This is a genomic window from Sphingobacterium spiritivorum ATCC 33861, from assembly GCF_000143765.1.
Lineage (GTDB): Bacteria > Bacteroidota > Bacteroidia > Sphingobacteriales > Sphingobacteriaceae > Sphingobacterium > Sphingobacterium spiritivorum.
Map to the genome: position 1 here is coordinate 249,178 of NZ_GL379771.1, position 13,882 is coordinate 263,059.

A 13,882-nucleotide genomic window follows, 5' to 3' on the forward strand; every position below is an offset into this window, starting at 1 on the left:
CCTTAAAAATATTGTTCTCCGAAAAAGAAGATTACATTTGTAGCCTTAAATAAGTAAACAACTGAAATAAGTATAGTGTATAATGAGTAAAATTAATCGCAAGCAGGAAGCCTTAAACTACCATTCAAAAGGACGTCCGGGCAAGATCGAGGTAGTGCCTACAAAACCTACGAATTCACAGAGAGATCTATCATTAGCATATTCCCCGGGTGTAGCCGAGCCATGTCTGGCTATCGCCGCAAACAAAGAAGATGCTTATAAATATACAGCAAAAGGAAACCTTGTTGCAGTTATCAGTAACGGTACTGCAGTATTAGGTCTGGGTGACATCGGAGCACAAGCCGGAAAACCAGTAATGGAAGGTAAAGGCCTGTTGTTTAAAATATTTGCTGACATCGATGTTTTTGACATTGAGTTAGACACCAAAAATGTCGATGAGTTTGTCAATATCGTTAAAGCATTGGAACCTACTTTCGGAGGTATCAATCTGGAAGATATCAAAGCTCCTGAATGTTTTGAAATCGAGAGACGTCTGAAAGCAGAAATGTCAATTCCTGTAATGCATGATGATCAGCACGGTACAGCTATCATTTCAGGTGCGGCTCTGATCAATGCTTGTGAATTGCAGCACAAAGATATTTCAGAAGTAAAGATCGTCGTTAACGGAGCGGGAGCAGCAGCGATCTCCTGTACAGGGATGTATATGTCTGTAGGTGCGAAAAAAGAGAACATCGTCATGCTGGACAGCAAAGGTGTAATCCGCAGTGACCGTGAGAATCTGGATAAAATGAAAGCAGAATTCGCGACAGACCGTGATATACACACGCTGGCAGATGCATTGAAAGATGCAGATGTATTTATCGGCCTTTCTGCAGCAGACGTGATGACAGAAGAAATGCTGTTATCCATGGCAGACAAACCGATCGTACTGGCAATGGCTAATCCAAATCCGGAAATTGCTTATGATCTGGCAGTAGCGACACGCTCAGATATTATCATGGGTACAGGCCGTTCAGATTATCCTAATCAGGTAAACAATGTACTTGGATTCCCATATATCTTCCGTGGTGCACTGGACGTAAGAGCAACAGGCATCAATGAAGAAATGAAAATTGCTGCTGTAAGAGCGATTGCTGATCTGGCAAAACAATCCGTTCCGGAAGCAGTAAATCAGGCTTATAATGCCAACAATTTAAAATTTGGTATAGACTATATCATTCCAAAACCAAACGATCCGAGATTGATTACGGAAGTTTCGGTAGCTGTGGCTAAAGCAGCAATCGAATCAGGTGTAGCCCGTATGCCAATCACGGACTGGGATAAATATAAAGAAGATTTGCGTCAGCGCATGGGTAAAGATGACCGCATTATGCGCGATCTGACTATGGTGGCCAAACGTGATGCTAAGCGTGTTGTATTTGCGGAAGCAGATAATTACAAAATCCTTCGTGCAGCACAGATCGTCAAAGAAGAGGGTATTGCCGTTCCGATCTTATTAGGTAAAAAAGCAAAAATCAACAAATTGATTGATGATTATGCGTTGGAACTGGAAGGTGTGGAAATCATAGACCCTGTAGAAGAAATCGAATCAGAGCGTTATCAGAAATTTGCGGATCACCTGTACAAGAAAAGACAACGTCGCGGTCTTTCCAGACTGGATGCCGAAAAAATGTTACTGGATCGCAATTACTTCGGAGCAAGTCTGGTTGAATTTGGTGAAGCGGACACGCTGATCTCAGGTATGACCAAGAATTATGCAAAGACAATCAGACCGGCACTTCATGTCATCGGCGCACAGCCAGGCAGCAAGATCGCAGGAATGTATATGATGCTGACTGAAAAAGGGCCTGTTTTCTTCGGAGATACAACTGTAAATGTGGATCCTTGTGCAGAGGAGTTAGTCGATATCACGGTATTACTGGACAAAGCTATCCGCAAGATGGGTATTGAGCCGCGTATTGCATTATTGTCATACTCTAATTTCGGATCTAACGATGGCAAGACACCTCAGAAAGTGCGTAAAGCAGCTCAGTTACTGCATGATCAATATCCGTCCATCATTGTAGACGGCGATTTACAAGCCAACTTTGCTATGAATCCTGAAATGCTCACAGCAAATTTCCCGTTCAGCAATCTAAACGGTCATGCCGCTAATACTTTGGTTTTCCCTAATCTGGAGTCTGGAAATATCGCTTATAAACTGCTTCAGGAAATTGGAAATGCAGAAGCTGTAGGTCCTATCTTATTAGGTATGAACAAACCAGTACACGTATTGCAACTGGATAGTTCTGTTCGTGAGATTGTCAATATGGTGACTATCGCCGTAGTAGATGTACAATCCTACCAAAAAGGCAGACAATAATATAATCAGTGAAGACTGCCTGTCGTAAGAATTTTCAAACGGCAGGCAAACTTCATTGCTTTTGAATATGGAAGATTAAAAACATACCTTTAGGTTTTTACTTTTGAATCTTACTTGAATATGTACGAATATTTTAACGGTAAATTAGTTTTTAAAGCCCCTACACATGTCGTTTTAGACGTAAACGGGATCGGCTATTATATCCATATTTCACTCAACACCTTTTCACTGATCAAAGATCAGGAAAACTGTAAATTATTTATTTCATTTCAGGTAAGAGAAGATTCGCAGACGCTCTTTGGTTTTGCGAATGAAGGCGAACGCCAATTGTTCGAACATCTGATATCCGTATCCGGTATTGGTCCCAATACGGGCCGGATGATCCTCTCCTCCATCACTCCCGAAGAAATCCAGTCCGCTATTATTAACGGACAGGTAGCAGTGATCCAAAAAATAAAAGGAATCGGTCCAAAAACAGCACAACGTCTGATTCTGGAATTACAGGATAAACTTAAGAAACAAGGGCCGGATGCTCTAATCTCTCCTGTTGCAAGCAAGCAGTCAGTACCAGAGGAAGCACTTAGCGCACTTATCATGCTCGGATTTGTTAAAAATCAGGCCGAGAAGGTTTTAAACACCATTATTAACACAGAACCTGACCTCTCTGTCGAGCAACTTATAAAACTAGCCTTAAAACGTTTGTAGACTTATCTCTACACTTAATTAAACCCACATACCTATTATTCATTATGTTTCTCATAACTAAGAATATAATGGTTGTTTTGTTATATAAAATAGTTGATATTTGCATAATAGTTATATAACGAGATCAATTAATCTGTTGTGAAAAATTTAACGGCTGCCATTTGAAGACAAACATCTACGCTTTAATCTTTGCTATTTCCCTGATTTTTTTATGCGGGCAAACAAATGGGCAAACCATTCGCCCTGCGCAGAAAGAGCAGGATTCTACTGCTATTCCTTACCGGTTTAAGGATCATCCGTTTTTGAATATTCATAAACAATACAATCCGTTTTCTCTGGAGCACCCGAACAATATCAAACGGGAAATTATTTATGACACCAAGTCCGGACAATATATCATCAAAGAAAATCTGGGAGCCAAACAATATCGTCCGCCTCTGTATCTGACCCTTCCTGAATTCCGTGACTATGAAGCTAAACGATCACAGAAAAACTACTGGGAAGAATTAGCAGACAAAAATCTGGCAGAAGAACGCCGTCGTCGTCTGTTTCCGGTTATCGAAATCGAAAGTCCGGCTTTTGAACGTATTTTCGGCGGGAATAAAATCGATCTTATTCCACGTGGAAGCGCTGATATTACCCTCATGGGACAATATAATAACAATGCAAATCCCATGTTTGATGAGACCAGACGCAAGCAATGGGGTTTTGACTTTGACCAGCAGATCAATATGAACCTGACCGGTCATATCGGTACCCGTGTAAAGATCAACGCCAATTTTAATTCGACAGCACAGTTTGATTTTGAAAATCAGATACGTTTTGACTATGTAGCTAAAGACGATGATATCTTACGCCGCCTGGAAATCGGTAATGTCTCCATGCCCCTCAACTCTACACTTATACAGGGTGTACAATCCCTATTCGGGGTAAAGGCTCAACTTCAATTCGGACGCCTCAACTTCACCGGATTACTATCACAACAGCGTTCCAGACAAAAAGAGATTACCATTACAAACGGTGCTCAGGAAAGTGAATATACCTTACAGGCCGACAACTACGAAGCCAATCAGCACTATTTCTTGTCTCAATACTTCAGAGAAAACTATAACCGTACACTGGCTCTCGCTCCTATTATCAATACCAACATCAATATTTCACAGGTGGAGGTATGGCTAAGCAACCGTTCCAATTCCTATGAAGATGCCCGTGATGTCATGGCCTTGATGGATTTGGGAGAATATCAACCGTATAATAATCTCATCAGTCCCGGAAGTTCAAGACTTCCCTCCACTGGTATTCCTAATGAAAACAATGCAACCGTATCCAACAACCTGCTATCTTTGTTAGGCGATAACGGCCGCCAGTCGAACGGGACATTTGTCCAGAGTTTTTTTGCCGGTTCGGGAGCAAACGACAATTACGCGAAGATGACTTACGCTCGTAAGCTGATTGAGAACAGAGACTTTACGATAGACAGAAAACTCGGATACATTTCCTTAAACCTTCCACTCAATGCCGACCAGGTGCTCTCGGTAGCTTACCGTTACACGGCAAACGGCAGAGAGTATCAGGTGGGTGAATTCAGTACCGATATTCCGGTGACGCCTTCCAACCCGAAGATGCTGTATACAAAATTATTGAAAAACGAGACCTTAAAACCCAGGCTGCCAATCTGGGATCTGATGATGAAAAACATCTATGCTCTCGGTGCTTATAATGTCTCCAATTCAAACTTTATCCTGCAAATCTACCGTACAGAAGACGAAACAGGAACAGAACGACCGGCGATCTATGAAGGGCAGCGAACGGCGGAAAAAACATGGCTGGAACTGACAGGTCTAGACCGGCTCAATCAACAGCAGGCACAATCCCCTGACGGATACTTCGACTATCTGGAAAATATCACCATTGAACCTAAAAAAGGAAAATTAATCTTCCCTGTGGTCGAACCATTCGGCCGGGATCTCGCAAGCCAGTTTATCACAGGATCTGAACAGGCACTGATCGATAAATACACCTATCCCGAACTATACGACTCGACCAAAGTTATAGCTCAACAGCAATTTCCTAACAAAAACAGATACCGCATAAAAGGAAGATATAATTCAGCAATGGGCACGGAGTACCAGATCGGCGCCTACAACATTACGAGAGGTTCCATTCAGGTGATGGCAGGCGGAGCTCTTCTGCAGGAAGGCGTAGACTATACGATCGACTATGAGATAGGACGTCTTCGTATACTCAATGAAGCACTGATGCTCTCCGGGCAACCTATACGGGTGACCGTAGAAGATGATGCTATGTTCAATCTTCAACAGAAGACATTGATGGGCGGGCGGTTTGATTACCTGGTGAATGACCAGCTTCAGGTAGGTGCCACGATTATGAACCTGACCGAAAAGCCTTTGACAGAAAAAGTGAATATTGGTGAAGAACCAATGTCCAACACCATGTTGGGAGCGGATCTGACCTATAATGCTCCTTCCAGATGGCTGACCCGTATGGTGGATAAACTGCCATTCCTGAGCACCAAGGAAGAATCAAATATCTCCTTCTACGGAGAATTTGCAAAATTGATACCCGGACACCCCAGAGGACTGGATACTCAAAACGGAACGACAGGAACGACCTATATAGATGATTTTGAAAACAGTGTGTCTTACATTGACCTCAAAAATCAGTATAGCTGGCAGATTTCCGGAACTCCGCGCCTGTTTACAGAATCCAATCTCAGTGACGATCTCCGGTACGGATATAATCGCGCATTATTGGCTGTATATAATATTGACCCGATTTTCTACCGGAATAACAGCCTTACACCAACCAATATCACGACTGCCGAACTAAGTGATCACCGTGTACGAGAGGTTGGAGAAAAAGAGGTATTCCCTAATAAAGATACCCGTTCGGGACAGAATGACTGGCTGCAGACATTGGATTTTGCTTATTATCCTAATCTGAGAGGTCCGTATAACTATACAACTACAGGAGTAAATGCAGACGGAACATTAGCCAATCCGAAAAGCCGTTGGGGAGGTATGTTCAGAAAGATCGACAATACAGATTTCGAAGCTCAGAATATTGAATTCTTAGAAATGTGGATGATGGATCCTGTGCTGACAAACCCAAATAAAGATGGTGGTGATATTTACTTCAATCTGGGTAACATCTCAGAAGATATTCTAAAAGACGGACGCAAATCTCTTGAAAATGCATTGTCTCCGGTAGGAGATCTGTCTCAGGTAGATCAGACCAATTGGGGACGTGTTACGAAAAACCAACCGGTTATTCAGGCATTTGACAGCGATAGCGAAAGTCGTCAACGTCAGGATGTCGGTCTGGACGGACTGAGTGACGCCGACGAGTCATCATTTCATGGCAGTTTCTTATCTCAGCTTCAGGGTATATTAAATCCTGCTGCTTTAGCCGAAATACAGAATGACCCTTCCAGTGACAACTACATGTACTTCCGTAGTCAGCAAATGGACCAGCAATCGGCAGGAATACTGAAAAGGTACCAGCGTTACAATGGTGTCGACGGTAACTCCAAAACAAATGAACAATCTCAACGTGACTTTGGCGTACCGACTTCTGCCAGTACATTACTTCCTGACGGAGAAGATGTTAACCGGGACAACAATATGAATGAAATCGACGAGTACTACCAATACCGCATCTCCATCAGACAACAGGATATGATCGTAGGGCAAAATCATATTGTAGATGAACAAACCACAAAAGTAACTCTGGCGAATGGCCAGCAGCAAGATATCAAATGGTATAAGTTCCGTATACCATTGACACAATACGAAAGCAAATTCGGTGACGTACAGGATTTCAAATCAATCCGTTTCATCCGGACCTTCATGACCAATTTTACAGATACAGCAATAGTGCGTCTTGCTAAACTGCAGTTTGTAAAAGGAGAATGGAGAAGATACAATCCTGAAAACAATCCTTCCAAAGTCATCAGCGATTATTCAATGGGTGTTGTTGCTTCTGATAACTCCATTTTCGATGTAGCCAATATCAATGTCGAAGAAAACGGAAAAAGAGATCCTATACCGTACATACAGCCTCCGGGCATCAACAGACAAGTCGACTGGAGTAACAATAATTATAATGTAAGATTGAATGAACAGGCACTTAGTTTAGACGTCATCAATCTGCGTGATGGATACGGCCGCGGAACATTCAAGACCACTTCCCATGACTTCAGACCATATGGCCGTATTGAGATGTTTATTCATGCGGAAGGAATGAACCTCAGGAATGGAGATGCACGCGCGTTTCTGCGTGTAGGTACAGATGATAAATACAACTATTACGAATACGATATGCCATTGGCCGTCACACCATATGGCGCGACCTCTCCGGATCTGATCTGGCCTAATGAAAACCGGATGAATATCCAGATCCGTTTATTCCAGGATGCTAAGATGGCCCGTAGCAAAGCGACATTAAACGGTCAGCCATGGCCGCTGGATGTACCATTTGAATATATGGATGGCAACAATCGTATTGTCGTATTGGGAGCTCCGGATATCAGTAAAGTCCGCTATTATATGATGGGGGTACGAAATCCTTTAAAAGGCAGTTCTACCAGCAATTCAGCCGATGACGGCAGCAATATCAGCGGATCATTCTGGTTTAACGAACTCCGCCTTACAGACTTTGATGATAAGGGAGGTTGGGCAGCGACAGCACGTCTGAATCTAAAACTTGCCGATTTTGCAAACGTCTCTGTATCCGGAACCAAATCTACTATAGGATTCGGATTCCTTTCTCAACGAATGAATGAGCGCCGTCGTTCTGAGGATATGTACTTTGACCTGATGTCCAATGCTGAACTGGGAAAATTCTTCCCTAGAAGTTACGGACTGGTCATACCGTTTTATTTCAGCTATTCTAAACAGACATCTACGCCGGAATACAACCCGTTGAATCCGGATATCGAACTAAACTCTGCATTGGCCAATATGTCGCGTAACCAGCAGGATTCATTAATGAGACTGGTACAAGACTATACAACGCGTAAGAGTTTCAGTCTGACCAATGTGCGTAAGATCAGGACGAACAACGAGAAACCGATCAGACCATGGGACATTGAAAACTTCAGTGCTACATACGCTTACTCAGCATACAATCACCGGGATTTCTCAGTAGCCTCCTCTATTCAGCGCAACTATCGCGCAGCATTGGACTACAACTACAGTAATCCTTCTGTCAAGTTTATAGAGCCTTTCAAGAATGTCATTAAATCCGATTACCTCAAACTGATTAAAGACATCAATTTTAACCTTGTTCCATCGCTGATCAATTTCAGAATAGATGTAAATCGCGTATACAGCGAAAATACAATCCGGGATAACACTTCCGATAACGTATTGCCGACATTGTACAATAAAAACTTCAACATGAGCCGTATCTACGGTATCAGCTGGGATCTGAGCAAATCCCTGCGTCTGGATTTCAATGCGACGAACTACTCCATCATTGATGAACCGGATGGCCGCCTGAATGGAATAAAAAGAGACACCATGTGGAACAACTTCTGGAAAATGGGAAGAACCACAGATTACAACCACATGTTGAATATTGCATATACGTTGCCGGTCTCCAAACTGCCTTACATGGATTGGGTAAATGTGATAACCCGGTACGGAGCACAGTTTACATGGCAAAGTGAACCTTTATTATCGCTGCGCAATCCAGATATAAATGTGGGTAACAGTATTCAGAATAACCGTACGATACAAGTCAACCCGTCGTTGAATATGGTTGGCCTCTATAACAAATTTGGCTTTATCAGACGCAATTCAGGACGGAATGCCAAAGGTTCAAAAGCCTTCTTCATTCAGCTACTGACTTCTATCCGCAAGATTGACGGAGCCTATACTAAAATGGAGGGATCTTACCTGCCGGGGTATCTTCCGAAGACAAAAGCTTTTGGTTATGATTTTGACGCCAATGCTCCGGGCTGGGGATTCCTGTTTGGTAGCCAAAGCGATATCCTGCAGAAAGCGATCAATAATAACTGGCTATCAACAGATTCTCTGCAGACCCAATTGTTTACGCGATCCTTTGCAGAAAACTTGTCTCTGGTCGCCAACCTCGAACCTGTCAAAGGGCTTCGGATAGATCTTACAGCTGCCCGTACAGACAATTATAACTATACAGCTACTGTTCAATACAATTCAGGATCAGGAACATTTGAGCGTGTTACACCATTTACAACCGGTAACTACAGCATTACACAGATCGCTATTACAACAGCATTCAAAAACCATCAGGACCTGTTCCAAAAATTTGAAGAAAACCGGATGGTTATCTCCCAACGACTAGCCCGGACCAATGCAAACTCTGTAGGACAAAGTGCAGATTTTTATGCTGATGGTTATGGAAAAGCACAGCAAGACGTAGTCGTGAATGCATTCTTATCTACTTACCTTGGAAAAGATATCAATAAAAATAAGCTGAGCAGTATCCCGCGTACACCGCTTCCTAACTGGCGTGTCAGCTATAACGGACTGGGCAAACTGCCTGGGCTGAGCGATGTATTCTCATCCCTCACGGTTCTGCATAGCTATGCTTCGCAATATACAATCAGCGGATACAGCTCCGTAATACGCTATGAAGAAAATGCAGGCGCACCTTCGGAAAGAGATATCAATAACAACTTCCTGCCGAAAAATCAGTTCCAGCAGATTTCTATCATTGATCAGTTTGTCCCACTGGTAGGTTTGGATGCGCGATTCAAAAACAATATATCAGCAACATCAGAATACCGCAAAAACCGTAATGTAAACTTCAGTCTGCAGAATAGCCAGATGGCCATATTGACCGAAGAAGCCTTTGTACTGGGTGTCGGATTCAGAAAGAACAACTTCAGATTGCCGTTCGGATGGTTCAGTGACAGAAAGATGAACAACGATCTTAACTTTAAACTGGACGTAGCGATCAATGATCGCAAAACCCTGGTCTACAGATCAGATCTCAACCGTTCGGAAGTATCTGCAGGTAATAAGAGTATCAGCTTCAATCCAACCTTAGATTATATGCTGAATCAGACATACAATATACGCCTGTTCCTCAATACAAATTCTGTAAGACCATATACTTCTCAGAATTATGCAACATCATACACCAACTTTGGTATCAACCTCAGAGTGATGTTCCAATAACGATAATAATATCAATACGCGAATGGGATTGTTACAAAATAACAATCCCATTTGTGTTTTATTATTCCTGTTGCCACAATATTTCAACTACTGATTACCGGTATTCATACAATTTTAGTCATCTATAACTACATCGTTTTCGCAAAAAATATTTGCTGTAAAAGAAAAATCAATATATAATTGCAATCGGTTGCACTAAACAAAAACAAACCAATTATATCACTCATTTTTAATAATTATCGGGAATGGTAAAAATAAGTACATCATAAGATTTTACTTATTGACCGGATTTTTTCTGGTATCTCTTATACAGGCATCAACAAAATAAATAAGTATAAACAGCTTTATTATTGATACAAACTGCATAATAATAAAATCAGCACCATTTCACCGATAAAACAAAAAGTGATCTTTTCAAAGTATGAAAAGTGAAATTGGCGATATCATAAATAACCAAATACCATATTAACGATTAGTATTATGAGCCAAAAAAAACACCTAAAACATGAGAGGTCTTCAAGATTACTCAACAGACAATTTGCAAGTGGCCATAAAATTGTCACTTCAAATATGATTTTAATACGGAAAAGTCATATTATAAAAAAGTTTTCTTTATCGGCATTCCTGACTTTTCTATTAGTCTTATCTGCGATGACGAGCGAAGCCAGTACTTCATACCAGATTAAAGAAACTATTCGCGGAATTGTCAAAGATTCGCACGGAACACCCTTACAAGGCGCTTCTGTTCTTATTGTGCAACTTAAAAAAACAACTTCTTCTGATAAGAAAGGAGAATTCTTATTTGAAAATATACCACGAGGTGTGTATACAATACAAATATCTTATATAGGCTATATGCCTACACAAACGGATATTACTGTTAAAGCTAATAATCCCAGATTATCCTTCGACCTACAGGCGGATGAGACGGGCCTTAATGAAGTGGTAGTAGTAGGCTATGGTACACAAAAGCGCTCTGATCTGACAGGTTCTATCGCGAAAGTTTCCGTAGAAGATATGCAGAAAGCTCCGGTTGGAAATTTCACAGATGCACTGGCCGGTCGTGTTGCCGGAGTTGTTGTCAGTGCTCCCGGTGGACAACCCGGAAGCATGCCCAACATCGTTATCCGGGGAAATAATTCAATAAGCCAGAGCAATTCTCCTTTGTGGGTCGTGGATGGATTTCCGATGGAAGATGCAAATGCCACTGCCATTAATCCAAATGATATAGAAAGCATAGAAGTCCTTAAAGACGCATCAGCAACTGCCATTTATGGAGCCAGAGGAGCTAATGGTGTCATAATGATCACTACTAAAAAGGGGAAAGAAGGACCTCCTGTTGTAAGCTTCAATGCAAGTTATGGCTGGCAGAAGATGGGAAAAACAATGAAATTGATGGATCCTGAATCATTCTTAAGATATCAGTCCGAAAGAGATATACTAAGCAATACCTTATATCGCAACCCGGTTTCGGGTCTCTCAGGTCCGGGTACAGTAACAGATTCTCTGTATTTACGATATGCCACAATTGAGGATTACAGAAATATTAAAAGCACAGATTTCCAAAAAAGTATGTTTCAGAAAAGTCCTATGCAAAATTATGATATAAGTATGCGTGGCGGATCAGACAAAACAAAATATGCACTATCAGGAAGTATATTCGATCAGGATGGTGTATTGATCAATTCGGGATTTCGCCGTTATCAGGGTAGAATAAATCTGGAACAGATTATTTCCAGAATATTCAAGGTTGGAGCAGATGTAAACTATTCGAATCAGAAAGGATGGGGCGGATCCCCCGTTCCTTCGAGTATAAGTGGCTATTTTACAGCACAGATGTCTCCTTTCTATACCATGTGGGGGTATCGTCCTATGGCACCATTAGACGCTGAAGGAAAGCAGACAATTGATCTCGAAAATGATTTTTTAGATCCGGCACAGTGGAATACCAATAGCATCGCGAATCAGTATATTATTAACCCGTTAATTAATCAGCAGCACAGAGTACGGGATAATATTACAAACTCTCTCAATGCCAACTCATATGTTGACATTAAAATTCTCGATGATCTGAAATTACGTATTACCGGTGGCATTAATAGCTGGGCTCGTAAAGATATACAGTTTAACGATACGCAGACCGCGGAAGGAAGTCCACTCACTGCCAATGGTTCTACATATGGCGTAAATGGTTCCGTAATCAATACACAATTTACCGGATGGTCTAACGAAAACATACTTACCTGGAACAAGACGTTTACACAAAAACATAATCTAATCCTGACAGGTGTGGTTAGCGAACAAGGCGGACTTTACACATTAGACGGAGCTTCAGCAGTAAAATTACCTAAAGCCGAATTAGGTGTAGCCGGACTTTCCCAGGGTACTCCGCAGTCTATTCCTTCTTCAAGGTCAAACTGGACACTTGCTTCCATGCTGGCAAGAGCCAACTATAACTATGACTCAAGATACTTCCTGACCGTATCATACAGGGCCGACGGATCTTCCAAATTCAGCCCGGGTAATAAATGGGGTAATTTCTGGTCCGGAGCCGTTAAGTGGAACCTTTTTAACGAGAGATTCCTTAAAGATCTAACATGGTTATCCAACGGTTCTTTGAGAGCAAGTTACGGACAGACAGGTAATAATCGGGTTGATGATTTTGCCACATACTCCCGCATGGTAATCAGTACACCTGTCACTGCTCATAGTTCAGATGGTGCTGTGTTTGGAAATGAAATTCCACCTTTTGCATCTCCAGGTTATTTCGGCAACCCTCAGCTCCGTTGGGAAACAACCGAACAAAGCAATATAGGAGCTGATTTAGGAGTTTTGAAAGGTCGTATAGCACTTACTGTAGATCTGTATCGGAAGCGTACCCGGGATTTGCTACTGAATGCATCTGTTCCATTGGTGCAGGGATACCGAACTGTCTATAAAAATATCGGAAGTATGCAGAATCAGGGCCTTGAAATAGCTCTTAATACTATAAATATCAAAACGACTGATTTTAGCTGGACGAGTAATTTCAATATTTCCTGGAACAAAAGCAAAATTCTTTCCTTAGCGTCCAATCAGGAGGCGATATCTTCCATGACAGGTTTTGATGGTCAGTTTGGAAATACACCATCTTATATATCGAAGGTCGGACAACCTATCGGCCAGATGTATGGTTTGGTTTGGGATGGCGTATATCAGTATGAAGATTTCAATTACACAACAGCACTCAATCCATCTGCAGGATTCCCGGGACAAGGAAGTCACTGGGTTCTGAAAGATGATGTACCAACAAACGGCAACAGCAGGGCAGCGATACAACCCGGTGATATCAAATTCAAAGATCTGAATGGGGATGGTATTGTTGATGCAGACGATTATACCGTAATCGGACGTGGTTTGCCTATTCATACCGGTGGATTTGGGAACAATTTTTCATATAAAGATTTTGACTTGAATCTGTTTTTCCAATGGAGTTATGGAAACAATATTCAAAATGCAAACCGTATCATTTTTGAAGGTAATATCAATAATACTCCACTATTTAATCAGTTTGAGAGTTACAATAACCGCTGGACACCTGAAAATACAGGTAGTACACTTTTCCGAACCGGTGGTGCATGACCAAGCG

Annotated in this window: 4 protein-coding genes; all 4 read left to right on the forward strand. The window is 41.8% G+C overall.

Annotation, left to right across the window (positions count from 1 at the left end; all coding sequences use genetic code 11):
• The first annotated feature begins 82 nt into the window (after positions 1-82).
• The 4 genes from HMPREF0766_RS11185 to HMPREF0766_RS11200 all read left to right on the forward strand — a co-directional run bounded on the left by HMPREF0766_RS11185 (position 83) and on the right by HMPREF0766_RS11200 (position 13,875).
• Positions 83-2,362 carry an NADP-dependent malic enzyme gene (locus HMPREF0766_RS11185; protein WP_002997133.1) on the forward strand — a complete coding sequence of 760 codons (2,280 nt, stop codon included), beginning with the start codon at positions 83-85 and terminating at the stop codon, positions 2,360-2,362.
• A 120-nt stretch (positions 2,363-2,482) separates the two neighbouring features.
• Positions 2,483-3,067: a Holliday junction branch migration protein RuvA gene (gene ruvA, locus HMPREF0766_RS11190; protein ID WP_002997135.1), complete on the forward strand. Its 585-nt coding sequence runs from the start codon at positions 2,483-2,485 to the stop codon at positions 3,065-3,067.
• Positions 3,068-3,228: 161 nt separating this feature from the next.
• A complete protein-coding gene (gene sov, locus HMPREF0766_RS11195) occupies positions 3,229-10,254 on the forward strand; it encodes a T9SS outer membrane translocon Sov/SprA (RefSeq protein WP_002997137.1) in 7,026 nt (2,341 codons plus the stop codon).
• 570 nt (positions 10,255-10,824) lie between these two features.
• Positions 10,825-13,875, forward strand: a complete 3,051-nt coding sequence (locus HMPREF0766_RS11200) for a SusC/RagA family TonB-linked outer membrane protein (RefSeq protein WP_201680359.1) — start codon at positions 10,825-10,827, stop codon at positions 13,873-13,875.
• The last annotated feature ends 7 nt before the right edge of the window (positions 13,876-13,882 follow it).

Bases quoted from the DNA above. Each gene is read 5' to 3' on its own strand.
- HMPREF0766_RS11185 (WP_002997133.1), top strand. From the start codon at position 83: ATGAGTAAAATTAATCGCAAGCAGGAAGCCTTAAACTACCATTCAAAA.
- ruvA (WP_002997135.1), top strand. From the start codon at position 2,483: ATGTACGAATATTTTAACGGTAAATTAGTTTTTAAAGCCCCTACACAT.
- HMPREF0766_RS11200 (WP_201680359.1), top strand. From the start codon at position 10,825: ATGATTTTAATACGGAAAAGTCATATTATAAAAAAGTTTTCTTTATCG.